This window comes from Streptomyces sp. NBC_00878, from assembly GCF_026341515.1.
Classification (GTDB): domain Bacteria; phylum Actinomycetota; class Actinomycetes; order Streptomycetales; family Streptomycetaceae; genus Streptomyces.
Window position 1 is genome coordinate 2,096,868 of sequence record NZ_JAPEOK010000001.1, and the last position, 26,838, is coordinate 2,123,705.

21 protein-coding genes and 1 pseudogene are annotated in these 26,838 nt (G+C 69.3%); 10 read left to right on the forward strand and 12 right to left on the reverse strand.

Translation table 11 applies throughout. The features are described from left to right. Positions 1–144: 144 nt before the first annotated feature. Complete coding sequence (locus tag OHA11_RS08455; RefSeq protein ID WP_266493651.1) at positions 145–882, reverse strand: MerR family transcriptional regulator; 738 nt, start codon at positions 880–882, stop codon at positions 145–147. 54 nt (positions 883–936) lie between these two features. Between OHA11_RS08455 and OHA11_RS08460 the strand changes: the two genes are divergently transcribed. Next, entirely contained in the window at positions 937–1,224 is a 288-nt protein-coding gene (locus tag OHA11_RS08460) for a hypothetical protein (RefSeq protein ID WP_266493652.1), read from the forward strand. Between the two features lie 80 nt (positions 1,225–1,304). Here OHA11_RS08460 and OHA11_RS08465 read toward each other — a convergent pair whose 3' ends face one another. Beyond that, positions 1,305–1,958, reverse strand: coding sequence for a DUF1707 domain-containing protein (locus OHA11_RS08465; RefSeq protein WP_266493654.1), 654 nt, complete (start codon positions 1,956–1,958; stop codon positions 1,305–1,307). Between the two features lie 474 nt (positions 1,959–2,432). On the opposite strand from OHA11_RS08465, the gene OHA11_RS08470 reads away from it, so the two are divergent. Further along, entirely contained in the window at positions 2,433–4,388 is a 1,956-nt protein-coding gene (locus tag OHA11_RS08470) for an amino acid transporter (protein WP_266493656.1), read from the forward strand. Between the two features lie 180 nt (positions 4,389–4,568). Here the strand turns inward: OHA11_RS08470 and OHA11_RS08475 are convergent, their stop codons facing one another. Together OHA11_RS08475 and OHA11_RS08480 are read right to left on the reverse strand one after the other, a co-directional pair. Then, positions 4,569–5,291 (reverse strand): cation transporter, encoded by a 723-nt coding sequence (locus OHA11_RS08475; RefSeq protein WP_266493657.1) that lies wholly within the window; start codon positions 5,289–5,291, stop codon positions 4,569–4,571. Beyond that, positions 5,291–5,626, reverse strand: a complete 336-nt coding sequence (locus OHA11_RS08480; protein WP_266493659.1) for a helix-turn-helix transcriptional regulator — start codon at positions 5,624–5,626, stop codon at positions 5,291–5,293. The genes OHA11_RS08475 and OHA11_RS08480 overlap by 1 nt, the downstream gene beginning before the upstream one ends. Before the next feature lie 265 nt (positions 5,627–5,891). Between OHA11_RS08480 and OHA11_RS08485 the strand changes: the two are divergent. From OHA11_RS08485 to OHA11_RS08495, 3 genes and pseudogenes are all read left to right on the forward strand, one after another. Next, a pseudogene (locus tag OHA11_RS08485) lies at positions 5,892–6,886 on the forward strand (hypothetical protein); the annotation flags it as partial. Positions 6,887–6,924: 38 nt separating this feature from the next. Beyond that, the gene (locus tag OHA11_RS08490) at positions 6,925–7,716 is read left to right on the forward strand and encodes an FHA domain-containing protein (protein WP_266493662.1); all 792 of its coding nucleotides are present in this window, start codon (positions 6,925–6,927) and stop codon (positions 7,714–7,716) included. A 358-nt stretch (positions 7,717–8,074) separates the two neighbouring features. Then, positions 8,075–8,668, forward strand: coding sequence for a hypothetical protein (locus OHA11_RS08495; RefSeq protein ID WP_266493665.1), 594 nt, complete (start codon positions 8,075–8,077; stop codon positions 8,666–8,668). A gap of 65 nt (positions 8,669–8,733) precedes the next feature. Here OHA11_RS08495 and OHA11_RS08500 read toward each other — a convergent pair whose 3' ends face one another. From OHA11_RS08500 to OHA11_RS08515, 4 genes are all read right to left on the reverse strand, one after another. Then, complete coding sequence (locus OHA11_RS08500; RefSeq protein WP_266493667.1) at positions 8,734–10,818, reverse strand: ATP-binding protein; 2,085 nt, start codon at positions 10,816–10,818, stop codon at positions 8,734–8,736. 123 nt (positions 10,819–10,941) lie between these two features. Continuing rightward, positions 10,942–11,265: a hypothetical protein gene (locus tag OHA11_RS08505; RefSeq protein ID WP_266493668.1), complete on the reverse strand. Its 324-nt coding sequence runs from the start codon at positions 11,263–11,265 to the stop codon at positions 10,942–10,944. An 82-nt stretch (positions 11,266–11,347) separates the two neighbouring features. Continuing rightward, the gene (locus OHA11_RS08510) at positions 11,348–12,253 is read right to left on the reverse strand and encodes a LysR family transcriptional regulator (protein ID WP_266493670.1); all 906 of its coding nucleotides are present in this window, start codon (positions 12,251–12,253) and stop codon (positions 11,348–11,350) included. A gap of 238 nt (positions 12,254–12,491) precedes the next feature. Continuing rightward, on the reverse strand, positions 12,492–13,193 hold the full coding sequence (locus tag OHA11_RS08515) for a type 1 glutamine amidotransferase domain-containing protein (protein WP_266493672.1): 702 nt from the start codon (positions 13,191–13,193) through the stop codon (positions 12,492–12,494). Positions 13,194–13,606: 413 nt separating this feature from the next. Here OHA11_RS08515 and OHA11_RS08520 point away from each other — a divergent pair, with 413 nt between their 5' ends. Continuing rightward, positions 13,607–15,643 carry an ATP-binding protein gene (locus tag OHA11_RS08520; protein WP_266493675.1) on the forward strand — a complete coding sequence of 679 codons (2,037 nt, stop codon included), beginning with the start codon at positions 13,607–13,609 and terminating at the stop codon, positions 15,641–15,643. A 156-nt stretch (positions 15,644–15,799) separates the two neighbouring features. On the opposite strand, the gene OHA11_RS08525 is transcribed toward OHA11_RS08520, so the two are convergent. Continuing rightward, positions 15,800–16,387: a sigma-70 family RNA polymerase sigma factor gene (locus tag OHA11_RS08525; RefSeq protein WP_266493677.1), complete on the reverse strand. Its 588-nt coding sequence runs from the start codon at positions 16,385–16,387 to the stop codon at positions 15,800–15,802. A gap of 413 nt (positions 16,388–16,800) precedes the next feature. Here OHA11_RS08525 and OHA11_RS08530 point away from each other — a divergent pair, with 413 nt between their 5' ends. From OHA11_RS08530 to OHA11_RS08540, 3 genes are all read left to right on the forward strand, one after another. Further along, positions 16,801–17,706, forward strand: coding sequence for an SGNH/GDSL hydrolase family protein (locus OHA11_RS08530; RefSeq protein WP_266493680.1), 906 nt, complete (start codon positions 16,801–16,803; stop codon positions 17,704–17,706). 266 nt (positions 17,707–17,972) lie between these two features. After that, positions 17,973–19,826 carry a long-chain fatty acid--CoA ligase gene (locus OHA11_RS08535; RefSeq protein ID WP_266493683.1) on the forward strand — a complete coding sequence of 618 codons (1,854 nt, stop codon included), beginning with the start codon at positions 17,973–17,975 and terminating at the stop codon, positions 19,824–19,826. Continuing rightward, entirely contained in the window at positions 19,819–20,352 is a 534-nt protein-coding gene (locus tag OHA11_RS08540) for a hypothetical protein (protein WP_266493685.1), read from the forward strand. Before OHA11_RS08535 ends, OHA11_RS08540 begins: the two co-directional genes overlap by 8 nt. 85 nt (positions 20,353–20,437) lie before the next feature. Here the strand turns inward: OHA11_RS08540 and OHA11_RS08545 are convergent, their stop codons facing one another. Then, positions 20,438–22,756, reverse strand: coding sequence for a BTAD domain-containing putative transcriptional regulator (locus OHA11_RS08545; protein WP_266493687.1), 2,319 nt, complete (start codon positions 22,754–22,756; stop codon positions 20,438–20,440). Positions 22,757–23,161: 405 nt separating this feature from the next. Here OHA11_RS08545 and OHA11_RS08550 point away from each other — a divergent pair, with 405 nt between their 5' ends. Next, positions 23,162–24,517 (forward strand): beta-ketoacyl synthase, encoded by a 1,356-nt coding sequence (locus OHA11_RS08550; RefSeq protein ID WP_266493690.1) that lies wholly within the window; start codon positions 23,162–23,164, stop codon positions 24,515–24,517. A 75-nt stretch (positions 24,518–24,592) separates the two neighbouring features. On the opposite strand, the gene OHA11_RS08555 is transcribed toward OHA11_RS08550, so the two are convergent. Both OHA11_RS08555 and OHA11_RS08560 read right to left on the reverse strand, forming a co-directional pair. Further along, positions 24,593–25,138, reverse strand: a complete 546-nt coding sequence (locus tag OHA11_RS08555; RefSeq protein WP_266493692.1) for an AAA family ATPase — start codon at positions 25,136–25,138, stop codon at positions 24,593–24,595. A 71-nt stretch (positions 25,139–25,209) separates the two neighbouring features. Next, complete coding sequence (locus tag OHA11_RS08560) at positions 25,210–26,802, reverse strand: AMP-binding protein (protein ID WP_266493695.1); 1,593 nt, start codon at positions 26,800–26,802, stop codon at positions 25,210–25,212. Positions 26,803–26,838 lie beyond the last annotated feature (36 nt).

The window sequence follows — 26,838 nt, forward strand, 5'->3', positions numbered from 1 at the left end:
GGCAGATCACCGCGTCCGTGTCCCTGCGCACGGCGTGGGCGACCACGGCACCTCGCTGGTTCTGACGACCACCGCATCAGCGACCCGACCCGCCGACGGCTGCAACGATCCCTGGTACCTGGAGGAGACGCGGCTGACGGACGCCTAGGTCGTCGCGTCCAGTCGAGCGCGGACGAGGGTGTCGAGTCGCTGCCATGCCGGGGACGCGTCGTTGACCGTGCCCTGGATGAGGGCGGGGATCTCGGAGTCCCCGTCCAGCTCGGGCAGTTCGTCGGAGCCGTAGCGTTCCTGGGTCGCCCCGACCATCCGGCGGGCGAGGTCGTCGATGCGGGGATCGTCGGGTTCGAGGTCGTACGCGTTGTCGTAGTCGAGGAAGAGCTGTCGTAGCGCCGGGTCTGCCAGGATCTCGGCCTGGTCGTGGAACAGGGTGGTGGCCCGGTCCGGGTGGGTGGCGAACACGAGGATCCACAGGTCGCGTTGCAGGTCCACCCATCGAGGGGTGAACCCCCAGCGGGCCAGGTTCTCCAGATGGGCACCGACCTCGGGGGGCAGCGGTGCCAGATCCCCGGCGGCGAGCCGGCGCAGGCGCCCCTGCGTCGCCCGCAGGCCGCGGATGCGCGCGGTGAGCCCGCCGTCGATCTCGTGCAGCGCCCGCTGGAACTCCTCATCGGTCGCCGACCTCAGGTCCCGGATACGAGCCAGGGGGACGCCGGCTTCGGCGAGCGTCCGGATCTTGATCAGCTCGATGGCGTCGCTCGCGCCGTACCTCCGGTAACCGGACGCGTCGCGGTCGGGCTCGGGGAGCAGTCCCTTGTCGTGATAGACGCGGATGGTCTTGACCGACACTCCGACGTACCCGGCCAGCTGCCCGATGGTGATCACCCGGCCATCGTCCCACTTGACCCTGCCCCTGGGGCAGGGTTGCAGCATGGCGTCATGGCGAACACGAGTATCGACCGGGAGACCCTGCGCGAGCTGGCCGACGAGGGCAACGAGACCGCTCTGGACCGGCTGGCCGATCTCGCCGACACGGCCGGCGACCTCGAAGAGCTGAGCGAGCTGTTGGACGAGGGATCCATGCACGCCGGTTTCCTGCTCACACGACGCGCGGTGGCGGCCGGCGATGTGCGCGAGCTGCAACGGATCTCCGACGCCGGTTACGACGAGGCCGGGAGGGAGCTGGACCGGCTACTGAGGGCACCGGCCGAGGGGCAGAGCGGCTGAGGAGCAGAGCCACTGAGGCGACGAACACCGAGGTCGGTCGCTCGCTGACTGACGATCACCGTGGAAAAGCTCCGACGGAGTCAATCGCCGGCGGGCAGGGACGCGGGCCTGCGCAGCAGCCACTGTCCGAACGTCCGGCGCGGGGGCCGCACCACGACACGGCCAAAGCTCTTCGAGCCGACCAGCTCCACGCGGAGCTTGATCGGCACAGCGAGGTCCGACGCCTGATGGATCCTGACCTTGCTGTGTGCCAGTGACAGGCCGTCGGCGTCGACCACGATGCCCGGCCTGGTGATCAGCGTCAGGGTCTTGCCGGGCATATCCATGTCGATCCGCAAGGTGTCCTGCGTGATCACTGCCTGAGTGAAGTCGAGCGTCACATCGCACCACTGCACCGCGAGCTCCAGCCTCCGCGGCACCACCCAAGGCCCCCCGCGTTTGACCGTGCTGAACTTCCGGTCGATCCGGAGTACGTCCTTGACCTCTGTCACGGCCGCGCCGACCGAGGCCGACACGGGCGGCAGATCAGCGGTGAGCGGTGTCAGCTCGCCGACGGTCCGCGCCGACAGAGCGACCTCCAGTCGCTCGTCCAACTCGGCCGCGGTCAGCAGGCCGTCCCCCGCCGCGACACGCAGCACATCCACCACCCGGTCCCGGTCCGCATGAGAAGCCCGCAGCTCGGGCGACGAGCCGGACCCGGAGCGCTTCCCCGTGGGCAAGATCTCTCCTGACATGCTTCCGTCCTGGTCCTGTCGACATCGTCGCGCCATACGGTCACCGGCGCAGCTGAAGTACTGACGCTATATCGCGACATGAATCCCCGCCACCACCTGGTCGCCGGAGGCCACCAACTCGCCTGAGTGTCCATGCAGTTCAGCACGATGTCGAGGTCGGCGGCGCTGACGGCGCGCGGCGCGTCCCAGCCGGCAACCGCGTACGGGATGACGCTGGGTGCGCGCGCCCGACCCGTGCCCGACCCACGACCCGCGACCCGTTGACGCCCCTCGAACAGCCCTCGCCACGTCCCCGAAGCCAAGACGTCGTCTTCTTGTTGCCCCTCGGACGGCCGCGCCGTCCCTCTTAACGGAAGCTTGACGCCTACGGCGGCCTCATCCGTGGGCCTGTGCGTCACTCTCTGCATACGCTGGCACCGCCGTCCGCGTGATGGCCGGAAACCGCATGCTGAGCCGGACATCAGGAGCACGCCGATGGCCACCACCGAACACTCTCCTCCCAGTCGCCTGCGCGCCTGGATGCTGGAGGGGCTGTCCGACATGGGCAAGGGCCGGCAGGCGGCACCGCGGCCCGCCGCGCCGGAGCCCGTGCACAAGGGACAGCGCTGGTGGCGGGTGATGTGCCTGACCGGCGTCGACTACTTCTCCACGCTCGGTTACCAGCCGGGTATCGCGGCTCTCGCCGCCGGGCTGCTGTCGCCCGTGGCCACCATCGTGCTGGTCGTCGTCACGCTGGCGGGTGCGCTCCCGGTGTACCGGCGGGTCGCCGAGGAGAGCCCCCACGGCGAGGGCTCGATCGCCATGCTGGAGCGGCTGCTGACCTTCTGGAAGGGCAAGCTGTTCGTTCTGACCCTGCTCGGTTTCGCCGCCACCGACTTCCTGATCACCATCACCCTGTCGGCCGCCGACGCCTCCACCCACCTGGTGGAGAACCCTCATCTGGCCGACGCGCTGCACGACAGGCAATTGCTGATCACGCTGGTGCTCATCGCGCTCCTCGGCGCGGTCTTCCTCAAGGGCTTCCTGGAGGCGATCGGTGTCGCCGTGGCGCTGGTGGGCCTCTATCTGGCGCTCAACGTCGTGGTCGTGATGACCGGGCTCTGGCACGTGGCCACCGAGGGTCATGTGATCAGCGACTGGTCCACCGCCCTGACCGCCGAGCACGGAAACGTTTTTGCCATGGTGGGGGTGGCGCTACTGGTCTTCCCGAAGCTGGCGCTCGGCCTGTCCGGCTTCGAGACCGGCGTGGCGGTCATGCCGCACGTCGAGGGCGGCCCCGGCGACACCGAGGAGAACCCCAAGGGCCGTATCCGCGGCACGAAGAAGCTGCTGACCACGGCCGCGCTCATCATGAGCGTGTTCCTGATCGCCACCAGCTTCATCACCACGCTGCTCATCCCGGAGAAGGAGTTCGAGTCGGGCGGCGAGGCCAACGGCCGCGCGCTCGCGTATCTGGCGCACGAGTACCTGGGCAACGCCTTCGGCACGGTCTACGACGTGTCCACCATCGCGATCCTGTGGTTCGCCGGCGCCTCCGCCATGGCCGGGCTGCTCAACCTGATGCCCCGCTATCTGCCCCGCTACGGCATGGCCCCGCACTGGGCGCGCGCCGTCCGCCCGATGGTGATCGTCTTCACCCTGGTCGGGTTCCTGGTCACGTGGATCTTCGACGCGGACGTCGACGCCCAGGGCGGTGCGTACGCGACCGGCGTTCTGGTGCTGATCAGTTCGGCCGCCATCGCCGTGACCATCGCCGCGCGGAAGGCCGGTCAGCGCAACTGGACCATCGCCTTCGCCGTGATCTCGGCGGTCTTCCTCTATGTCACCGTCGCGAATGTCATCGAGCGTCCGGACGGCGTGAAGATCGGCGCCTGCTTCATCGCGGGCATCATCCTCGTCTCCCTCCTCTCGCGCCTCGCCCGTGCCTTCGAGCTGCGCGTCACCAGCGTGACCATGGACGACATGGCCGCGCGCTTCGTACGTGACATCGCCAGCCGCCGGATCCGCTTCATCGCGAACGAGCCCGACAACCGCGACCTCACCGAGTACCGCGAAAAGGTCGAGCAGATCCGCGCGGACAACGACGTCCCCGCCCAAGAGGACTTCGTCTTCGTCGAGGTCACGGTCCTGGACCCGTCGGAATTCGAGGCGGGCCTGACCGTACGCGGAGAGGTCCTCCACGGCCGCTACCGCGTCCTCACCCTGGAGTCGTCCTCCGTCCCCAACGCCCTGGCCGCCCTCGTCCTGCACGTACGGGACACCACCGGCTGCATACCGCACATCTACTTCGAATGGACCGAGGGCAACCCCTTCACCAACTTCCTGCGCTTCTTCCTCTTCGGCCAGGGCGAAGTCGCCCCCGTCACCCGAGAGGTCCTCCGCGAGGCCGAGCCGGACCGCGCACGGCGACCACGGGTACACGTCGGCTGAACCGGACCGCGACCGCAGCACTCGACACCCGGCCGAAACCCTCGGCACCCGACCGAAGCACTCGCCACCCGACCGAAGCACTCGCCACCCGGCCGAAGCACTCGGCACCCGACCGAAGCACTTGGTACCCGGCCGAAGCCCTCTCCGCACCCGGTCCGGACATCCGCGCGGGACGCGGAATCACGCGCAGCAGTCGCAGCCGGACCGACACCCACACGGGTCGGCCTTGGCCTCAACCGGCAGCAGGGCGGCGGAGGTCGGCGCACAGCAGCCCTTGCCCTGCCAGGCGTCGCGGCCCTCCTTGACCGCGACGGCCGCGATCACCAGGGCGGCGACCGGGTCGGCCCACGACCAGCCGAGCGTCGCGTTGGCGACCAGACCGACCAGCAGTACCGCCGACAAGTAGGTGCACAGCAAGGTCTGTTTGGAGTCGGCGACGGCCGTTGCCGATCCCAGTTCGCGCCCGGCCCGGCGCTGGGCGGCGGACAGGAACGGCATCACCGCGAGCGAGACGGCGGCCAGGGCGATACCGACGTACGAGCGGTCCGCGTCGCCGCCCCCGGCGAAGGCGTGTACGGACTGCGCGGTGACGTAGGCCGCCAGGGCGAAGAACGAGACCGCGATGATCCGCAGCGTCCGCCGCTCACGGGCCTCGCGGGCCGCATGGTCGGACGCGGAGAACTGCCAGGCGACGGCGGTCGCGGAGGACACCTCGATCACCGAGTCGAGGCCGAAGCCGATCAGCGCGCCGGAGGACGCCGCGGTTCCAGCGGCCAGGGCGATGCCCGCTTCGACGACGTTGTAGGCGATGGTCACCCCGACCAGCACGCGTATCCGCCGGGCGAGGGCGTCCCGGCGGGACGAGGAAGGCCCCACCGCGCCCAGGGACATCCCGGCGCTCATCAGCAGCAGCCCTTGTCGTCCGCGTCCGGGCAGGTACGGTCGCTCTCCACCGCCAGCACTGCCGTCCGCAGGTCACCCAGCGCGTGGCCGAGGCGCGGATCGGCGAGTTCGTAACGCGTACGGCGGCCGACCGGCACGGCGACGGCGAGTCCGCAGTCGCGCAGGCACGCCAGGTGGTTGGAGAGCCGGGTGCGGGAGATACCCAACTCCTCCGCCAGGTCGGAGGGATGGGCCGGCGCCTCGCGCAGTGCGAGCAGCAGACGGCAGCGGATCGGGTCGGCGAGGGCGCGGCCGAAGCGGGACAGCACCTCGATCTCGGAGGCAAGAGTCAACATACGACGACGGTACACGCAATCCTGAATTCAGGAAATCCTGTCGCCAGCTCATCGTCGGCTCGTCCGAAGGGGGCCAACTCCCCCTGGAGGGCCGGGGTGCCCCTATGGGTTTCGTCAACCCGTAGGGGCACCCCCCGACGCCTACCACCACTCAACTGTCGCTGCCCTACCGTTCCCGGCGCCTGCCGGGCGGGCAGCACGCTGACCCGCATGACTCGCAGAGCGGGCCAAGGAACGCAAGCGATGGCCGTTCTACGCCGCCGACGGCGGGCTGGCCGTGGCCGATTCCACCGCCCGCCACGAGGCCAAGCAGGCCGTGCGCAACTCACCGCGGGCGGCGGCACCTCGATCGGCGGCTGGCTGCGGCTCGCCGACCAGCCGCTCGCGACGGCCGACGTCCCGATACGCCATGGCATCCTGCTCAGGGACGGCCGCACTGAGCACGAGGCTCCCGGCGAGCTGTGGGCCGTACTTGACGCCTGCGCCGGACGTTTCATCTGTGACGCCCGAGGCGTCGGCACCGACTGGGAGGTCAAGGAAGTCACCGGGATAGCCTCGGCGCTGCTCGGTTCCGTGGACATCGTCGCCGACCCAGCCGGACTGGCCGACGGCTTCCGGCAGATGACGGAGAGTGTGATGGGCAAGGGTGTCGCCGATGTGGCGCTGCGTGTCTGGACCCCTCAGGGCTCCGAGATCAAGTGGGTCAAGCAGGTCGCCCCCACGGTCGAGGACCTGACCCTCCGCCGCAGCGAAGCCGGCCCCCGCGCCAACGACTACCCCACCGGTTCCTGGGGTGACGAGTCCCGCGACTACCACGTCCGCGTCCGGCTCCCCCGCGCGGAGGTCGGCGAGGAGATGCCGGCCACCCGGATCTCCCTCGTGGTCCCCCAGCCGGACCATACGACGCAGGTGGTCTCCCAAGGCTTCGTACGAGCCCTCTGGACCGACGACATGGCCGCCTCCACCCGCATCAACCCCCAGGTCGCCCACTACACCGGGCAGGCCGAACTCGCCGAGGCCATCCAGCAGGGCCTGGAAGCCCGCAGGCAGGGCGACTTCGCGTCCGCGACCGCCCAACTGGGCCGTGCCGTCCAACTGGCAGACTCCTCCGGCAACGACGACACCGCGAAGCTGCTGGCCAAGGTGGTGGATGTCGTCGACGCCGCGAGCGGGACCGTGCGGCTGAAGGCCAGGGTGGCCAACGCGGACGAGATGACACTGGAAACACGCTCGACGAAAACCGTGCGCGTCCAGAGATAGCGCACGCCACGCTCACAGGGGCAGAGAGAAAGAGCACCATGCCGAGTTGCCCGAAGGGTCACCAGTCCGCGACCGACGACTGGTGCGAGGTGTGCGGCCACCGCATGTCCTCCGCACCGCGCCCCTCCCCCGCCCCGGAGCGGCACGCGGCGCTCTCCGCCGCCGAGCCCTGCCCCTACTGCGGCGCGCCCCGCGACGGCCTCGCCCAGTTCTGCGAGGGGTGCCGCTACAACTTCGTCACTCGCTCCGGCATGGTCTCCGCCCCCAAGTCACCGCCGTCGCAGTCGCGGCCGTCGCAGTCACCGCTCTCGCAGTCGCCACCGTCGCAGTCACCGCCGTCGCAGTCACCGCAGTCACCGCAGTCACCGCTATCGCCGTCACAGCCGTCGCAGGCTCCGACCGGCGCGGGAGTTCCCGCGGCGGCGCCGACCTGGACCGTCACCGTCAGCGCCGACCGTGGCTACTTCACCGAGATGATGGCCAACGGCGGTCCCGAGGGCCTGGGATTCTCCTTCCCCGGCTACTTCGCCGACCTCCACGTCCCCCTCACCCAGGTCCTGGTCACCATCGGCCGTCGCCGCCAGTCCACCGGCGAGACCCCGGACATCGACCTCGCCGGTTCCCCGGAAGACCCCGGCGTCTCCCACGAACACGCCATGCTCATCCAGCAACCCGACTCCACCTGGTCCCTCATCGACAAGGGCTCCACCAACGGCACGACGGTGAACGGCACGGAGGACCCCATCACCCCCTACGTGCCGGTGCAGTTGAAGGACGGTGACCGCGTACACGTCGGCCTCTGGACGACGATCACGATCCGCCAGGACTGAACGCGTCCGCCATCGGCGTAGCATCGGCGATTCCGGAAACCAGCCCTTTGAGAGTTGGCCGATTCCGCAACTTCTCCACCATTGACATCCCGAGCGTGAGTACGCCATCACGCAACGCGTCCAATTGTTGATCATGAATACTATTGAGCAGTTGTTGAGCAGCGCCTTGGCTGTGGGCGGCCAGCGGGTTGCCCTTAGCTGGTATTCATCATCCGCACTACCCCGGGTTTCCGTAATGCTCTTTCAGCAGACTCTTTACGGGCCGACAGCTTCCGGGACGGCCGACTCAGGCTTGTCCGGCTCGGTCGACGCGGTCTTCTCGATGCAGCGCAGCGGAACAGTGGCACTGCTGCGTGACATGAGAAGCCAGCACGTCCTGCCGACGTTTCCTCAGCCGTGGGGATCGATCAGCTCCTACCTTTCCCTGCTGCGCCGACCACGCCCCCTGGCAATCCTGGATGTGCCGGACATCGGTCTGGTCCCGGAACTGGCGCAGAGGGTTCACGTACTGGGCAGACTGGCCGCGGTCGTTGTCCTGGTACCGGACGGCACCGACTCGGTCACTCTTCTGCGGGGCGGCGCCGCGAACGTACTGCCTCGTAGTACGCCTCCCAAGGAGCTGGCCAGCCGAATAGCCGCCGAGCGTCGCTGGCTGACCGTGCTTCCCCCGTTCCATGCCACGGACGACGCCCACGAACGCCTCAAACTCACCTTGAACCTGAGGCAGAGCTCTCAACAGATCCTTCTGGAGCTCGTCCAAGCCTCAAGGCATCCATGGTGTTGCCATGACCTCTGCCTCCTGCTCGGTGATGCGCGGAGTCCGCTCAGCCGACGCGCCCTGCAGGCCCGTATGGCACGCCTGGCCCGCCGCGCGGAGGAGTGCGGCATGTCACTCACCACCAGCCATCAGTGGGGTCGCACCAGCTTCATCAGGGTGAACGATCACTCGTAGGCGCTGCCGGCAGATACACGGCGGACGTCCCTTGGCTGCTCGGTCGCGGTCAAGGGACGTCTTCGTCACGAGCCGGTCGGCCGGTCCCGGTTGACGTTGACGGGTTCTCCGCTCAGCGCATGACTCCACAACAGTTCGCTGATGCGTTGCACGGCGGCCGTCAGATGCCGACGGTAGGTGCTGAAGGACATTCCGAGCCCCCTGGCCACCGACTCCTGGGTGGGGCCGGCCTTGCTGTACGTGGTCGAGACGACCTGATGGCGCTTCTCCCCGCCACGCTCGCCCACCAGCGACTCGATGGCACTCAGCAGGACGTCCTGGAGGCCCGGGCCGTTCTCCACGACCAGGCGGCTGCGGCTGAGGGGGTTCGTCGCGAGCTCGGCGGGCCACCACATCGCGCGCAGAGCGTCCCGTACGGCGGCGTCGAACTCCGGCCGGGACAGCGTGACATGTTCCCCGAGCTCCTGCGAAGCCGGGCCCGGAGGCGTGATGGCGGTCGCGTTCTCCTGCACGGATTCGTACTTCTCCATCACGAACCCCGAGCCGGACTGGTCGCTCCAGTCGTGGGCGAACAGGCGGTATCCATAGTCATCGACGACGAGTCGGGCATCGACCGGCATCATGTCGGAGCGCGCAAGGTAGGTGTCCCAGAATCCGTCGTCCCGCATCACGACGAACGACCAGGCCATCCGTTCGGCCCGGATGAACTCCGCCCCCACGCGCCACTGCATCAGGTTCAGTGAAGGCGACGGCCGTTGGTACGCCTGCGGATCCACGTAGAACCGCCCGATGCCCATGTGCTCGCCCGCTCGCAGTGGCCTGCCGACGCGCGCGTGGGCCCATGCGGCGGCCACCACCGGATCGACGTCCGCCCCCTCTCCCTCCCGCTCGCCGAGCCGCAGCCAGGCCGAACAGGCGACGATCTCGTCGGTCCGGCTCAAGCGATAGACACTGAACGCCTCGGGCTGCCGATCCAGCCAGTAGCGGGCGATCGCGGCGGACTCGGGTCCCTCCGCCTCCTTCACCAGCTCCACGACGCGGCTCTCGTCGGCGGGGGCACAGCGCATTTCCCGCACCACGCCCTCGCAATTCCACACGATGGCCTCGGACATGAGGTCGGAGGACCGCAGAAGGTACACCAGGGAGTACATCGCCTGGAGCACCTGCGCGGGGGGCACTTCGCGGACCCGGCCGAGCAGATACTGGTGCATCCGTCGGCGGAGCGCGTCGAATCCGTCCGGGTCACGCCAGTGGAGATCGGCTGCCAGCACCTCGCGCACCACATCGTGCGGAAAGATCCCGGCGGCGGTGGATTCGATGAAGGGCTGGGTGCGCAACCAGCCGAAGAGTTCGGCGGCACGCGGGCCCATCACCGCCCGCAGCAGGGCCTCGGAGGTGACATCGGCCAGGGCGCACACCTCCAGCGCCGTGCGGTGTGCCTGGCTCGGTGGCTCGCCCACGAGTTGGGACAGCAGCGTCGAGATCACATCCTGGCCGGGTGACCAGTGGGTCGCCCGGGTTGTCCCGTCCGCGTCCTGCCGCACGGCGACCGCCGCCGCCAGGGACAGGGCCAGCGGATTGCCTCCGGTGAAGGACAGCAGCGTTTGATGCGCTTCGGCGGGAACACCGCGTATCTGGAGGAACGACGCGGCGTCGTCCCGGGCCAGGTCACGCAGCGGGATCACCCGCAACAGGTCGGCCCAGCCGGGGTCCGCGACCCAGTGCGAGTCGGGGGCCGCGCGTCCGGCGATCACGGCGACCGTGCCGACCGGAAGCCGCGGCAGGAAGTGCTGCCACAACCAGTCTTCCAGGCCCTGGCAGTGCTCGAAGGTGTCGATCAGGAGCACCGCTCCCGGCTCGCCGATCGCCTTTCCCGCGGCCTGCTCGAAGTCCTCCGGCGTCGCGGGAACCGTCCGGCCGTCCACCTCGACCACCAGCCGCCCGGCCTCGCGCGACTCGAGGGCGAACCGCCTCAGCAACGCGGATTTGCCGATCCCGCCGGGACCGTACAGATAGAAAACGGATGAACCGCCGGGTTCGCCCGTCAGCGCGGACCGGAACAGGGCCCGCTCCACGACCCGCCCGACAAAGGCCCGGTCCCGCGCCGCGACCACAAGGTCACCGAACGAGCCGCCGTCCCCCAGGTTCATGAGCCCCTCACAACCGAACTGTGTATGGCCGAAACAGCCTACGTCTCACACGTCGGATCTTTAGCGGGGATTCAACGGCGCGTCGGTATGCGGTGCTTCACATCCCCACGGCAAACCGACTGGTCAGCATGGATGAGCGGGGGCGAACGCCGCACGACACCAACGCAGGCCACGAGCCCGACGCTCTCCAGACATCGCCTGTTTCCGGCCCGGCTCGTGCCCGCTTTCCGAGCAGACACTCGACTCACCGCCGCCGCTGAGCAGGCGTGTGAAGACGCCGGGGCGGCGGCGAGGCACGCTGTGGGTTTCCACGCAGCCGATCGCGAACTCGGCGATGTCTCCGAGCAGTTGGGTCTCCGCCTCGGCCAGCATCGCGTTCCGCGACTGAGGATCCAGTTCCTCGAAGGCGCATCGGCGGCTCGCGGCGTCGTACAACTGATCGGGCATCCGCGAATCGTAGCTCTGTCGGATATTTCACGGAGACAACCGCTGTGCCTCGGCCTGGACTTGAACCTGGAGGGCTCGCGGCTCAGAGTCCGCCCCATTCGGCTGCCGCCTCGATGAGCCGGTCGCGTACGACGGTGAGTGCGGGGTTGACCGGTGTGCCGCGTCGGGTGGCGACGTAGAGGGTGTTGAGCGGCGGGACCTCGGGGTGGTGGAGCTGCACGACGCGGCCCGCGGCCAGTGACGGCTCGGCAAGATAGCGCGGCAGAACGGAGATACCCGCACCCGCCTCGACCGCGGCCAGGACCGCTCGGAGGTCCGCCACGAGGAGGGCGACGGGGTTGGTGGGACGGTGGCCGAACTCGCTTCGCCAGTAGCGGCGCACGATGGGCAGCTCCTCCGCGTAGGCGACGAGCGGCAGTGCGGCGAGTGCCTCCGCCGGGGCGGTACGGAGCCGCTCGGCGTCCACGGTGTGGACACCGGACGGCGGGCCGACGAGCAGGAACTCCTCGTCCACGAGGGGTACGGCCAGGAGCGCCCGTTGGGTGGGGCGGACGGCGGACACGACCAGGTCGAGACGGCCTTCGTCCAGCTCGACGAGCAGGTCCTGGGCCAGGCCGAGCGTCACGCGGAGGACCAGCCCGCGGCCGGTGAGCGGGGCGAGCGCGGGCAGGACCCGAACGGTCATGGCCTCTGCCGCGCCGCCGATCCGCACCGTGCCACGCAGTGGCGGTTCGTTCGTCGTCGAGCCGACAGCTTCCCGGAGTCCGTCCACGTGCGGGCTCACCCGGGCCGCGAGGGCGGCGGCGCGTGGGGTGGGTGCGGCTCCGTGGCGGGAGCGGACGAACAGTTGCTCACCGATCTGCTCCTCCAGCCGGGCGAGCTGACCGGTGACGGCGGGCTGGGTCACGCCCAGCCGCTGAGCGGCGGCGGAGAGGGACCCTGTCCGGTAGATCTCCAGAAATGTCGCCAGCAGGTCCAGGCTCGGCACGCGCCCTTCCTTCCGTCTTCCGTCAGTGGCCCAGGGGCACCGGTGCACGGTACGTGCGGCACGGCAGCTCAGTGTAGGGAGCCCGCCGCTGGGAGAGTGCGTGTGCCGGGAGCGGGCGGGATGCGGTGGGAGTGGACAGGAGCAAGTGGGAGCGGGCGGGTCTCACCCACTCCTGCCCGCTCCCCCTCGCTCCCCGCTCCCCCGGCTCCCCGCTTCCCAACTGGCGCGACCCCTGGGTTCAGTTGGCGAGCGCCTTCAGGACGGCCTCGGCCGTGCCGGTGCTCGACTGCGGGTTCTGGCCGGTGATCAGGTTGCCGTCCACGACGACGGTGTTGCTCCAGGCCGCGCCGGTCCGCAGCACCGCGCCCTTCTCCCGCAGCCGGTCCTCGACGAAGAAGGGCGAGTTCTCGCCGAGCCCGCCCTGGTTCTCCTCCTCGTCGGTGAAGGCGGTCAGGTTCCGGCCGGCGAAGGTGAAGCCGCCGTCCTCCGTGGTGGCGCTGAGCAGGGCGGCGCCGCCATGGCAGAGGGCGGCGACCGTCGTGCCCCGCGCGTTGGCCGCGTTCAGCAGGCGGCCGAGGTCGGCGTCCTGGGCGAGGTCCGCCATCGGGGCGTGGCCGCCGGGGATGTAGATCGCGTCGTAGTCGCCGACGTTGACGTCCGACAGGGCGAGCGGCGTGGCGAGTTCATCGGCGATGCCGGCGAGGTAGGTCCGGAACTCCGCGGCGTCGGCCTCGGAGACGCCGCCCTGCTCACTGAGGCTGAGGGCGTCGACCGTGGGGCGGGCACCGGCCGGGGTGGCGATGTCCACGTCCGCGCCGGCGGCCTTGAGCACCTGGTGCGAGGCTGCGACCTCCTCGGCCCAGTAGCCGGTGGGGTGGGTGGAGCCGTCGGCCAGCTTCAGGCTGGTGGCGGCGGAGATGACCATCAGGATCTTGGACATGGGTATGCCTGGCCTTGTCGCTAGGGGTAGCGGGACTTGTCACGCGGTGGGCCGCGTGCCGCCGCCCCTTGCGGGGCGGCTGTGGGGGCAACACCAGAATCCATCACCGATCATCCGCCGGCATCCCACTTTCCATAAGCATTCTTATGGAGCGGTGCTTGCGCGGCATTGCCGAACAGTGCATGAGCGGCCGCCGGTTCGGAGCAGGTCGGCGCACCGCGCGCCGGGGTGAACTCACCCGCTCAAGGGCTCATTGTGTTGTCGCGTAGGCATGAAATGGCCCCATGCAACAATGCGCGACCGTAGGGCGGTCCGGGCGTGTGTGTCCTCCGCGCGGTACATGATCCGTTGATCCGTAACGAAGCGAAAGGTCCTCTATGAGTAGCGGCGGGGCCGGCTGGATAGGGGCTCGGGTGCAGGCGGCACGAGACCGTGTCTTCGTCGGCCGTGCGGGCGAACTGGACGTCTTTCGCTCCGCGTTGTCCGGTGACGCTCTGGACCTTGCCGTGCTCTACCTGCATGGACCCGGCGGTATCGGCAAGTCGATGCTGATGCGCCGCTTCGCCGCCGAGGCGCGGGCGGCCGGACGTGACGTGCTGGAGGTCGACGGGCGGATGACCGAGCCCACGCCCGAGGCCTTCGCCGAGGAGGCCGGTGCGGTACTCACCGGCGAGCGGGCCGTCCTGCTCATCGACACCTTCGAGCGCTGCCAAGGGCTCGAAGGCTGGCTGCGGGACAGGTTCCTGACCGACCTGCCGGCCGGGGCGCTGGTCGTCATCGCGGGGCGCCTGGCACCGGACGCCGAGTGGACCTCCGATCCCGGCTGGGCGAGTGTGATGCGGACCATGTCACTGCGCAACCTCACCCCGGGTGAGGCCGCCGACTTCCTGCACGCGCGCGGGGTGCCGGAGCGGACGCATGGCGCACTGCTGGCCTTCACCGGCGGCCATCCCCTCGGTCTCGCGCTCGCGGCCACGGTGGCGATCCAGGACGAGGAGAGTCCCGCGGGCTGGGAGCCGACCCAGAACGTGATCGAGACGCTGCTGCCGCAGCTGACGGGTGAGGTGCCCTCCCCGACGCACCGGCGGGCGCTGGAAGTGTGCGCCCACGCGCATGTGACCACGGAGGCACTGCTGCGTACCGTGCTCGGAGACGCCGCGGGGCCGACGTTCGCCTGGCTGCGCGAACTGCCCTTCGTCGAGTCGGCCAGGCACGGCCTGTTCCCGCACGACGTGGTCCGCGGGGCGCTGGAGGCGGACCTGCGCTGGCGTGACCCCGAGGGGTACGCGGACCTGCACGGCCGGCTCCGCCGTCACCTGTTCGACCGGATACGGACGGTGCCGGAGAGCGGGATGCTGCGTGCCGTGGGCGAGTTCCTCTACCTGTACCGCACCAACCGCTACATATCAGGCGTCACGAGCTGGCGTGACGGCGAGGTGGTGGTGCACCCCTGCGATCGGGCGGATCGCGCCTCGGTGGTCGAACTGACCGCCAGGGTGGAAGGGCCGGAGTCGGCCGGCCTGGCCCAGTTCTGGCTGGACCGGCAGCCGGAGGCCTTCCGGGTGTACCGGTCCACGCGGAGCGGTGAGATCCTCGGGTTCTCCGCCTGGCTGCGATTGACCGAGCCGTACGGCGAAGACGTCGACCCCGTGGTCGCGACGGCCTGGAAACACGCCCGCAGCACCGCCGTACTGCGGGACGGTGAGTACCTGGCAGTGTCCCGATTCCATGTGACCGGGGGGAACTACCCGAAGGTCTCGCCGATCGAGGACCTCCACCAGTGGCGGGCCGTGGCCGAGATCGCCCGCGCCGGGCCGCGACTGGGCTGGTCGTACATAGCCATCCGGGCCGTGGAGTTCTGGCACGACTACTTCACGAACTTCGGCTGCGTCCCGGTCGCCGATCGGCCTCGGGTCGGGGACGTCGCGTACATGCTGTTCGCCTACGACTGGCGGGCGCAGCCGCTCTCGATGTGGGCGGAACGGATGAGCCGTGTCGTGCTGACGAACGTGCCCGGCGCGTCGCGCGTGTCCAGCGCTCGCGATGAAGCGATGACCTTGGGCGCACCCCCCGAACTGACCGTACTGTCGCGGCCCGAATTCGACGCCGCCGTGCGCGACGCGCTGCGCACGCTGCGGGACCCGGAGAAACTCAGGGTGAACCCGCTGGCCCGCAGCAGACTGGTCGTCGAACACGGGGCGGTGCTGCGGGACGTGCTGATCGAGGCCGTAGAAGCACTGGCAGAGGAACTGGGCGGCGAGAAGTACCGGCGCGCGGTGGCGGCGACCTATGTCGGTGCCGCGACCACGCAGGAATCGGCCGCGGCGCGGCTGGGGCTGCCGTTCGGTACGTACCGCAGGCATCTGGGCGGCGGAGTCGACCGCGTCTGTGACGCACTGTGGCGCCAGGAGATATTCGGAACGGCCGGTGGCGAACACCGGTTGTCGTAACGGCCGGGAGCGAACACCGGTTGTCGTGGTCATCGGGTGAGCGATCGGGTGTGCCCCCGCGGGTCCCCGCCCGCGTTGCCGGTCGGGGACCCGCGGTGGGGCACGCGCGGGACACGGAGGTACGCGCGATACGGGACGCCGGCCGAGGCCGGTTCGTCAGACCGTGCCGTCCAGGACGCCGCGGGTTCTCAGGGCAGCCTTGAGGGCTCTGATCGCGTAGTAGGAACGGGATTTCACCGTGCCCGGAGGTACGCCCAGGTGTTCCGCGGCATCGGCCACGCTGTATCTGGAGTAGTGCATCAGCCGGATGACTTCCTCGTGCTGCGCGCTCAGTTCGCGCAGGGCGTTCCGCACCACCTGTGAGGTGAGCATCCGGTCTATGTGATCGGCGGTCGGGGTCTCCGGCCGTTCCGTCGCGGGCACCTCCGTCGGGCGTATCTGCCGCGACCGGTGGTGATCGATCACCAGGTTGCGTACGACGGTGAACAGCCAGGGGCGGGCCGCGTCCGCGTCCCGCAGGATGTCCAGGTGGTTCAACGCCCTCGCGGCGGCCTCCTGGACGACGTCCTCCGCCTGGTGCCAGTCGCCTCCGAGAAGCCGGGCCGCGTACCGCAGCAGATCCGCGCCGTGCTGTTCGTACAGTTCACGGACGAATGCCTCGCGGTCGGCGCCCTCGCTCGCCGATGCCGGAAGTGATGTGGGGGGCTCGGTGGAAGCGCCGACGGCATCCATGATGCGCCTCATGGCATGGAGTCCTTGTATGAGAAATGGTGCATATCGCGTGTCCACGCCTCGCGTGACATACCTACGTTCGTAGAAAGGGCTTGCCCGCAGCTTGTCATCGGATTGTCGCGGGAGCGGCAGGGGGGCGGGCGCCGGGCGGGGCAGCCCCGTCACCGCGTGGCTCGTCGAGCGCCGGTGCGGCGAAATCTGACGCACAGTGAACCGGCACGCCAGGCTCCTCGTTGAGCCAGCCGAAAGCGTCCGCGGCCCGCCGACGAGTGGGCCGCCCGCTCCGCGAGACACCGGCCGAGCCGTGTCCGTCTCCTACCGACCGGCATCCGGCCGTGGCTCTTCGGCACGCGGCGGCCAGAGGATCATCTCGCCGCATCCATCCATTTTCACGAGAAACCAGAGGCGTTGTGGCACATTTCAGGATGAAGCAACCCACCGGCAGGCGGTCACGGAAGCGCCGTGCGGTCACGGGAATCGCGGTCACCTCGGCGGCTCTGCTCACGCTGGGCGCATCGACCACGTCGACCGCGACGGCCGCCGGCGACGGACCCAACTACGTGGCGCTCGGCGACTCCTACGCCTCCGGGGCCGGACTTGCCGGAGTGAAGGACAAGGCCTGCGACCGTACGACCGGGAGCTACGCCAGCCTGGTCGCCCGGTCCCAAGCGGTGGCGGGGCTGAACCGCGCCTTCAAGGACGTCACTTGCAGCGGTGCCACCACCCGCAGTATCTGGAACCACCAGGGCGACGCGCCTCCCCAGGCCAACGCCCTCACTCCCCACACGAAGCTCGTCACGCTGACCTTGGGCGGCAATGACGTCGGCTTCGTCAACGTGCTCACCACCTGCGCGACCGTCGCCTCGTCCGATCGGAACGGCAGCCCCTGCAAGGGGTACTTCACGGCGGGCGGCAAGGACGTCCTGGGCGAGCGCATCAACACCATGGAGGGGCGCATCCGCGGTGTGCTCGCCGACGTCAGGCGACGCAGCCCGGACGCCAAGGTGGTCGTCGTCGGTTACCCCGCGGTCTTCCCCGACAACGGGGTCGGCTGCGCGGAAGTCCCCTTCGCCAAGGGTGACTTCGCCTTCCTGCGGGACACGACGAAGAAGCTGAACCGGGCGTTGCAGCGCCAGGCGGCGGCGGGCGGCGCGGGCATGTCCTTCGCGGACACCTACTCGGCGACGGTTGGCCACGACATGTGCCGGCCCCGCGACCGTCGGTGGATCGAGTCCCTGACGCCTGCCGCGAACACCCTGTCCGCGCACCCCAACAGCACCGGCCAGCTCGTCATGGCATTCGCCGCGCTGGACCGGATATTCAAGCCGTAGTACCGCGCCGACGCGTCGGTGCCGCTCCGGTGCCGACGCGTCGACCGTCACCGTCACCGTCGCCGTCGCCGTCAGGTGATTTCCCGGCCGGTTGTCGCGGCGGAGGCGGGCCCGCCCACCCTCTGCCGCGACGACCGGGCCGTCACGGTTCGCAGTCTTCGTGGCCTGGAGCGAACCGGAGGCGGAGAGTGCCCGTAGTGCCTTGTGCAGGCCCAGGCGGGCCATGGCAATTCACTTCTGTTCGTATCCGGGAACCATGAGGGCGTATGCAATCACATTCCGCGGCTGTCATCGCCGGGCGCACGGGCGGCGGGCTCTCCGACGCCGTGTTCGACAGAGCGGCCCAACGGCCCGGATTCGTTCAGTTGTCGCGAAGAGTGGGTGACCGCTGGATCGATATGACGGCGGGACAGTTCGCGGAAGCGGTGATGGATTTGTCCCGAGGGCTCCTGGCCCGTGACATCGCCACCGGGGACAGGGTGGGGATTCTGTCGGCGAACCGCTACGAGTGGACCCTTTTCGACTACGCGCTGTGGACCATCGGCGCCATACCCGTACCGCTGCACCACACGTCCTCCTCCGAACAGATCGAACGGGCGCTTTCCGAGACCCGGGCTGTGGCGTGCGTCATCGAGAATGAAGAGCACAAGGAAAAGGTCGACGCGGAAACGCATCTCCTTCCGGCGCTCCGTGACATCTGGCAACTCGACAAGGGAATCGTCGACCTGCTCGTGCACGAGGGCCGACGGGTGGACGCCCGGCAGGTGGAGGAGCGACGCGACTCGGTCGGGCCGAACACCCCGGCCACGATCGTGTACACCGCCGGGACGACCGGCGCACCCAAAGAATGCCTGATCACCCATGGAAACCTGGCAGCGCAGGCGGATGCCTTCATGCATCACACCCAGGCAACCATCCGGGCGTCACCGAGGGGCCGGACGGCGTCGACGCTCCTCTCCCTCCCCCTTTCCCAGGTGTACGGACGCACGGCCCAGATCTGCGCGGTCAGGCATGGAGTACAACTGGCCCACAGTTCGTCGATGAAGCCGTCGACCCTGCTGGACGACCTGCGGTCGTTCCGGCCCACGCTTCTGCTCGCGGTTCCCGAGTTTTACGAGGGCATTTTTCACGCGGCTCAACTGGCCGCCGCCGAGCGGAATCGAGAAAAATCCTTCCTGCGGGCGGTGAGGACCGCCAGAGAATACGCCCTCGCACACGAGGGGCACATCTTCGGCGACGGCCCGCGCCCCTCCGCCCGACTTCGACTGCGCCGCGCCTTCTACGATCTCCTGGTCTACCGAAAGATCCGTCGGTCGTTCGGTGGCCGGGTGCGCAACTCCATATCCGGGGGCTCATCCCTTCGGCGGGACATCGGCCTGTTCTTCTTCGGGTCGGGAATCGCCGTACACGAGGGATACGGTCTCACCGAGTCCTCCGCCGGTATTACGTGCAACCCGCCGGGCCGTATCAAATTCGGCACCGTCGGGCAGGCGATCGACGGCGTCGACATTCGCATCGCGCAGGACGGCGAGATCATGCTGCGGGGCCCGCAGATTTCCCCCGGAAGCCTGGTCGATTCCTCGCCGGAGCCGGGCGCCCGCGAGGACGGCTGGCTGCGTACCGGCGATCTGGGCCGCTCGGACGGAGACGGCTATCTCTACATCACCGGCCGCAAGAAGACGGTCATCGTGACGAGTGGTGCTGTGCGCGTCTCCCCCGAACCGCTCGAAGAGCGTGTGCGCGCCCACGCCTTCATCGCCCAGTGTCTCCTGGTCGGTCAGGGGCGCCCCTATCTCACGGCCCTCATCACCCTCGACTGGCAGGTTGTCGAGCACCTCTTCTCGTTCACCCGGCTCGAACGCTCGGATCTGGTGCGTACGCACGTCATCCGGCAGGAGATACAGCGCGCCGTGGACCGGGCGAACGCCACCGTTCCCGGATCCGAGGCCATCCAGGACTTCCGCATCCTGTCCGACACGTTCACCGTCCGCAACGGGACGCTCACCTCGGGCCAGAGGGTCAGGCGTGCCGAGGCGGAGGCCGAGTACCGCGGCGTCATCGACGCGATGTACGGCACCGCCGACGTCACCACGGGACGGGCGGTACGCACCCATGGCTGACGGGGCGGTTCCCGGACCGGGCGAGCCCGGATCGTCCGCGGCGACTCTCCCCGAAGGAGGACGCCGACGGCTTCTGCCGCCGTCCCGCGCGGTGCGCCGGCTCCCTGCCTGCGCACTCGCGCTGGGAGCCACCATCGCGTTGCCCCATGCCGACGAACCGGGCGAAGGCAGTCCTGTCAGGGTCGCGACCGGCCGAGTCTGTCTCTCCACGCTCACGTCCGAGCTGGAACTCTCCTGCGGGACCTACGGGTTCGGGGATCTCCGCCATGTCTGCCGGACGGACGCCACCAGCGTCCGGTGCGCGCGGACCAGCGCGGTGACCGTGCGCAACACCGGATACTCCGTCGTGTACGTCACCGCCATCAGCGGGCCCCGGCAGGGTGTCCGGGAGCAAGGGAAGGACCAGACGCTCGCTCCGAAACAGTCGGCCACCCTCAGCCCCGGAGCGGCAAGGATCCTCTTCGACATCACCATGCGCCGTACGGGAGATGCGCCCGGCCGCATTGAAGTGACCCACGTGAAGTGACCTGACCTGGCGACCTGGCGACCTGGCCCAGTGGAGTGACGGGGAAGGGCCGGAGACGGGCCGGGAAGGGCCGGGGACGAGGCTCTCAGGCGTGCCGTACCGGCAGGTGGACCACGTTCTTCCGGCCGGCAGCGGCCCCGCCCGGCTCCGCCCCGACGGCCACGCGCAGCACCGCTTCTCTCCCGCTGTCCGGTGCCCGTTCCGCGTCCGCACGGCTCGCGAGGGCACGGGAGAGCCACTCACCGGCCTTGTCCACCTCGTTCCGTTCGAGGCACGCGTATCCGGCTCTCAGGGCGGCGTGGGAGAGATCGTGCTCGTCGACGAGCGGCCCGGCGGCGACGGCATGCTCGGCGACGCATTCGACACTGCTGCCGGGGCGGGCAACCAGCTCCTGATACGCCGCCGCGTGCAACTCGCAGCTGCGCGCACGGCTCAGGCCCGCGTCCAGCACCGCCCGGACCAGCCCGCAGGAGAAGCGGTACGCGCCGGACGACCGTGGCGTACCGCCCGCGGACCACACCACAAGCCCGGACTCGGCGGCGACGTCCAGGCCGGAGAGTACGGCCTCCCTCGGGAGCGAGGCCATCGCCGCCAGCACCGGCACGTCCAGCTCGTCCCCGGTGACGGCGGCGATCTCCAGAAGCCGCCGCACCTCGGGAGCGAGGGCCCGCAGCCGGGCCTGGACGACTGACGTCACGGAGGCCGGGATCGTGTGATCCGGACCCGTCCGGTGGCCGGCGGACAGGCGCAGGAGTTCGGCGAGGAAGAACGCGTTGCCGCCCGTCAGTTGATGCAGCGCGGCCGCTTCCGACCGCAGATCGTCAACGGCGACGCCTGCACCGTCACCGAGCCCGCCACCGCCACCGGAACCGGCACCAGCACCAGCACCAGCACCAGCGTTCGAGCGAAGTACCCCGGCGATGTCCTCAAGGGTCAGCGGCTGGAGTTCGAAGCGTTCCGCCTCGCACCGGGCGAGAACCGCGAGAAGGTCCTCGGTGCCGGGTTCATCGCCGGCATCGACAGCGCACACGACCAGCAATGGCGCGTCCCGTACCACCGCGGCACACGTGGCAAGTTCGTTCATCACCGCCGGGGTGGCGCCCTGGACATCGTCGATGAGGCAGAGCACGGGCCGCTTGCCCCCGGCCTCGCTCGCGTCCGGCTCGTCCTGTCCGATCCCCAGCGGATTCCCGAGTTCACCCTCGTACGCGCCAAGTCCCCCCAGGGTCCTGTTGACCGCGGTTCCCCCGGCCAGGCGGACGGCCTGGGACTTCTTCGGATGGCGGACCCAGCGCACGCTGAACCCGTGCTGTTCGGCCTCGGCGCCGAGCACTTCCAGGAGACGGGTCTTGCCGGTACCCGCTCCTCCCGATACCACGGCCCACCGGGTACGGCCGACGCGTGCGGCGGACAGCAGTTCGGTCAGCCGGGACAGTTCGGCCTCGCGTCCGGCCAGCGCTGCCCGTCCCGGGAGAGGGGTCTCGCGCGTCACGTCGGGGGCCTGGGCCGGAGCGACAGGCGCGCTCGTCCGCGCGGCGGGATGCGACGCGGCGGGAAGCGACGCGGCGGGAAGCGACGCGGCGGGAAGCGACGCGGCGGGATGCAGCGCGGGAGTGTCATGGCGGAGGATCGCCCTGTGCACCCGTTGCAGTGCCAGCCCCGGGTCGGTGCCCAGATCCTCCGCGAGCAGGCGGCGGACGTCGTCGAAGCGGCGCAGCGCCTCACCCGCACGTCCTGTCAGGTAGAGGCCACGGAGCAGTACGGCCCAGGAAGCCTCGCGGAGTGGATTGCTGTTGACGATCTCCTCGGCGACCGCGATGGACCGCGTGACCTCGCCGTCCTCCAGCAGCAGACCGGCCTGAAGTTCCCTGGCCGACCATCGAAGTTCCGAGAGCCGGTTCGTCTCGCGCTCCGCGAAGAGTTTTCCGTCCGCGTCCTCGTACGGCCTGCCGCGCCACAGAGCGAGGGCCTGCTCCACCTCCGCACGGGCCTCGGCCCACTTCTTCTCCCTCACCAGTCCGTGCGCGTTCTGGACGGCGTCCTCGAACCGCCCGGCGTCGCGCTGCTCGCGCGTGGCGTGCAGCGCGTAGCCCCCCGAGGTGTGGGTGAGCATGCCGGTGCCGGCGTCCCGGGAGTCGCCCAGCGCGGAGCGAAGCCTGCTGACGTGAGCGCGCAAGGAGGACAGGGCCGCGCTCGGCGGCCGTCCGTTCCACAGGTCTTCGCAGAGCCGCTCGACCGATACCGGCCAGCCGTCCTCGGCGAGCAGACGCAGAAGAAGTACCCGCCGTTGCGGCGGTCCGAGGTCCACCGGGCCCGCGGGGCCGGTGACTTCCAGCGCGCCCAGCACGCCGAAGGACCATGCCCGGGAAGGCCGGGGAGGCGCGGCCGTCCCCTGCTCGGACACCTGCCGGCCGAATGCCCGCTGCCAACTACCCCCCGCAGCGGTACGTTCTTGCCCCCCCGGACAGCTCGTGGTCATCTGAAGTACTCCTGTCTCACGTGGCGCCTACCGCACACGCTGCCGCAGATGACTGCCCACCTAGAAGTCCAGTCGCATGCTCACTACTGCTCAACGTCTCTCCAATTAATCGTCGACAACCGTCGCTGAGCGGCGCTTTCACCGACGAGGCCCTCGTCCGCGGGCACTCCGCCGGGACCGAGCTGCGGCTTGTGACGCACAGCGATGAACTACACACGGACTTTGATCGTTATAAGCACGGCGGGCGGTGTGACTGAACGGCTGCACCGTGTCTGCCGTCTCTCATCCAGACCAGAGTCATGCCGGCCGCAGCCATGGAGTAACGCATCCGTGAATCTCACCTCATCCCTCCGCTCCGTTGTCGTCACCGGTGTCGGTGCGACCACCCCGCTGGGCGGGAACGCCGCGTCGACCTGGGAAGCGCTGCTCGCCGGCCGTTCCGGAGCAACCGTCCTGCAGCAGGACTGGGCTGCCGAGTTGGCCGTACGTATCGCCGCGCCCGCCGCCGTTGACCCCTCCGGCGTGCTTCCCGCGCATGTGGCGCGCCGGCTGGACCGGGCGGCGCAGTTCGCGCTGATAGCGGCACGGGAGGCATGGGCGGACGCGGGTTTCACCGGCAAGGCCGGCACATCCGTCGAATTCGATGAATCCAATGAATCTGACCGATCTGACGGATCTGACGGATCTGACGGATCCGGCGTGCCGTCCGGCGGCACGGCCCCCGCCGACCCCTATCGCGTCGGCGCGGTCGTCGGCACCGGCGTCGGTGGCGTGTCGACCCTGCTCAACCAGTACGACGTGTTGCACGAACGAGGGGCGCGCAAGGTGTCCCCCCTCACGGTGCCGATGCTCATGCCGAACAGTTCCGCCGCCCATGTCGGTATGGAGGTGGACGCGCGGGCCGGCGTCCACACGCTGGTCAGCGCCTGCGCTTCCGGTTCGGAGGCCATCGGCTACGCGATCGACATGATCAGGACCGGCCGCGCCGATGTGGTGGTCGCGGGTGGAACCGAAGCGGTCATCGTTCCCCTGAACCTCGCGGCGTTCGGCAACATGATGGCGATGTCGAAACGGAACGACGATCCGCAGGGCGCCTCACGCCCGTACGACAAGGGCCGTGACGGCTTCGTTCTCGGGGAGGGCGCCGGCATCGTGGTGCTGGAGTCGGCCGAGCATGCCGCCCGCCGGGGCGCGAGGGTGTACTGCGACGCGGTCGGGCAGGGGCTGTCCGCCGACAGTTACCACATCGCCCAGCCGGAGCCGACGGGCCGCGGTGTCGCGGCGGCGCTGGAGCAGTTGCTGGCCACGACCGACATCAGGCCCGCCGAGATCGCGCACCTCAATGCGCACGCCACGTCGACTCCGCAGGGCGACATCACCGAACTCAAGGCTCTGGAGAAGGTGTTGGGCGACGACATCGGTCATGTCGCGATATCCGCCACCAAGTCGATGACCGGTCATCTCCTGGGCGGCGCGGGCGGTATCGAGACCGTCGCCACGGTGCTGGCCCTGCACCACCGGACGGCGCCCCCGACCATCAACGTCACCGACCTCGACGACGAGGTCGACCCCTCCCTGATCTCCGCCAGCCCGCGCCCTCTCCCGGAGGGCCCCGTCGTCGCCCTCAACAACTCCTTCGGCTTCGGCGGCCACAACGTGGTCCTCGGCTTCCGCGTCAACGACTGACCCGAACGGTGAGACGAGCCCGCGCTTCGGGCCTGCGGGCGATGCCCTCAGCACGGCTCGCGCGGGCTCTTCCGCCTACCCCTTCGGGCGGGCACCGACGCGGGCGAGCACGCTGTCGGCCAGTTCCTGCGGGGTCAGTTCGCCGTCCAGGAACACGGTGTCGCCGGGCAGGGTGTCGACCGCGGCCGTGCACCGCTCGATCCTGTCCTTGCACCACTGCCGGACCCGCTCGTCCTTGGCGGGATCACCGGGGGTGAAGCTCCGTCCGTCGATCCGCCTCACCAGGACCTCCGGTGAGACCTTGAGGAAGAAGTGGTGGGCGACGACGCCCGCGTCCTTCAGCGCCCCGAAGATCTCGCCGACATACCCGGGGTTGACCAGCGTCATGGGGACCAGGACGGGGCGTTGGTACTCCTGCACCAGACCCACGGCCATTTCCGCGACCTGCCGCCGCCACAATCTCAGGTCCTGGAAGTCGCCGGTCGGTACCTCGACGATCTCGCGCAACACATACCCGACCATCTCCGGGTCGTAGACCAGCGCCTCGGGCCAACGCGGACGCAGTTCATCCACCAGCGTGCTCTTCCCGCTGCCGAACGCGCCGTTCACCCAGACGATCACACGCTTCTCCCACCTCATCGTCAGCGGCCCGCGTCCTGGGCTCACACTGCCAGTTCACCGCGGTGAGGGTCTCACGTCATGACCACCGGCAGGGTTCCATTGGCGTACTGCTCGCGAAGCGACCTCTTGTCGTACGTACCGGTCGGGGTCATGTCGATGGCAGGAAGGAAAACCCAGCGTTCAGGCACTTGCCAGCGCGTGACCCGGTCGCTCAGGAAGCCCTTCAGTTCCGACGCGTCGACCGGGCCCTCCGCGAAGACCACACAGGCCATGGGCCGTTCACCCCATTTGTCGTCGGGCACTGCGATGACGCATGCCGCGAGAACGGCGGGATGCTCGGTGAGGTAGTCCTCCAACTCGACCGAAGATATCCACTCGTCTCCGCACTTGATGATGTCCTGCACGCGGTCGTTCAGGGGGACTTGGTCGTTCAGGGGGACTTGGTCCTCCGAGGGGAGACAGTCGTCCAGGGAGAGACGGTCTTCCGGGGGGAGACGGTCTTCCGGGGAGATCCGTCCGACGTCCTCCGCGTCACCGACCTGGAGTTCGCCCACCGGCCCGCCGTCCCAAGGCAGTTCGTCCCCCTGCTCGTCGATCGACTCCGCCTCACTGCCGAGGAGCGCGGACTCGGTACTGCCGAGAGGTGAGGCCCCGGTCGTACCCCCGCCCCCGGTCAGCGTGATCCCGTGCCGCTCGGCGTAGGCGGTGATCATGGACTCCGGGGCCGCCGCTCCGCCGGTCACGATTTCGTTCACGCAGGAGATGTCGATCTCCGGATGGGCTTCCAGGTACCGGAACAGACTTCCCCACACAGAGGACACGCCCACGCCCTTGGTCGGGCGGACGTCCGCCATAAACGCGGCCAGCGGTTCCGGTGCGACAAAACGGTCCGGCATGGCCAGCGAAGCACCGGTCAGAAACGCGGCGTAGGGCAGGCTCCAGGCCAGTGCGTGGAACTGGGGTACGACGGCCAGCACCAGGTCCTGGCGCGACAGGGCGAGGGCGTCCGAGAGGGAAGCCGTCATGGCGTGCAAGCAGATCGAACGGTGGCTGTGAACAGCGCCCTGGGGTTCGCCAGTGGACCCTGAGGGCCCTGACGGCCCTGAGGTGTAACACATCGCCGCCGCGGACCGTTCGTCCACGTCGGGCCATGGGTAGCTGTCCGACCCGCCGTGGAGCAACTCCTCGTAGGAGTGCGGCTGGACTCCCACCGCCTCCAGGGCCGAGAGGTCGGCTGGGCCGTTGACCACGACGTGTCGCACCGACCGGAGCCCGGACAGCAGCGGCACGAAGGCGGGCAGGAGGGAGTGGTCGACGATGACGACCTGGTCCTCGGCATGGTTGGCGATGTATGCGACCTGCTCCGGAAAGAGCTGGATATTCAGCGGGTGGATCACCGCACCCATCGCCGGCACGGCCAGATACGCCTCCACATGGCGCTGGTTGTTCCACATGAAGGTGGCCACCCTGTCCCCCGCCCCCACCCCGATGGCCCGCAGGGCGCCGGCCAGCCGGGCGGCGTTGCGGCCAGTCTCCGCGTACGTGGTGATCGAGTGTCCCTCTTCCCCCGCCGTCACGATCGTGCTGGTCGCGAAGGCACGTGATCCGTGGTCCAGAAGCCGACGGATCTGAAGCCCTGTGTCCTGCGTGGTGGTGCTGCGCACTGGTCGCCCCATTCGAATGAACCCTGGATGGGTCCC

Bases quoted from the DNA above. Each gene is read 5' to 3' on its own strand.
- OHA11_RS08460 (WP_266493652.1), top strand. From the start codon at position 937: ATGGCGAACACGAGTATCGACCGGGAGACCCTGCGCGAGCTGGCCGAC.
- OHA11_RS08465 (WP_266493654.1), bottom strand. From the start codon at position 1,958: ATGTCAGGAGAGATCTTGCCCACGGGGAAGCGCTCCGGGTCCGGCTCG.
- OHA11_RS08470 (WP_266493656.1), top strand. From the start codon at position 2,433: ATGGCCACCACCGAACACTCTCCTCCCAGTCGCCTGCGCGCCTGGATG.
- OHA11_RS08475 (WP_266493657.1), bottom strand. From the start codon at position 5,291: ATGAGCGCCGGGATGTCCCTGGGCGCGGTGGGGCCTTCCTCGTCCCGC.
- OHA11_RS08480 (WP_266493659.1), bottom strand. From the start codon at position 5,626: ATGTTGACTCTTGCCTCCGAGATCGAGGTGCTGTCCCGCTTCGGCCGC.
- OHA11_RS08490 (WP_266493662.1), top strand. From the start codon at position 6,925: ATGCCGAGTTGCCCGAAGGGTCACCAGTCCGCGACCGACGACTGGTGC.
- OHA11_RS08495 (WP_266493665.1), top strand. From the start codon at position 8,075: ATGAGAAGCCAGCACGTCCTGCCGACGTTTCCTCAGCCGTGGGGATCG.
- OHA11_RS08500 (WP_266493667.1), bottom strand. From the start codon at position 10,818: ATGAACCTGGGGGACGGCGGCTCGTTCGGTGACCTTGTGGTCGCGGCG.
- OHA11_RS08505 (WP_266493668.1), bottom strand. From the start codon at position 11,265: ATGCCCGATCAGTTGTACGACGCCGCGAGCCGCCGATGCGCCTTCGAG.
- OHA11_RS08515 (WP_266493672.1), bottom strand. From the start codon at position 13,193: ATGTCCAAGATCCTGATGGTCATCTCCGCCGCCACCAGCCTGAAGCTG.
- OHA11_RS08525 (WP_266493677.1), bottom strand. From the start codon at position 16,387: ATGAGGCGCATCATGGATGCCGTCGGCGCTTCCACCGAGCCCCCCACA.
- OHA11_RS08530 (WP_266493680.1), top strand. From the start codon at position 16,801: ATGAAGCAACCCACCGGCAGGCGGTCACGGAAGCGCCGTGCGGTCACG.
- OHA11_RS08535 (WP_266493683.1), top strand. From the start codon at position 17,973: ATGCAATCACATTCCGCGGCTGTCATCGCCGGGCGCACGGGCGGCGGG.
- OHA11_RS08540 (WP_266493685.1), top strand. From the start codon at position 19,819: ATGGCTGACGGGGCGGTTCCCGGACCGGGCGAGCCCGGATCGTCCGCG.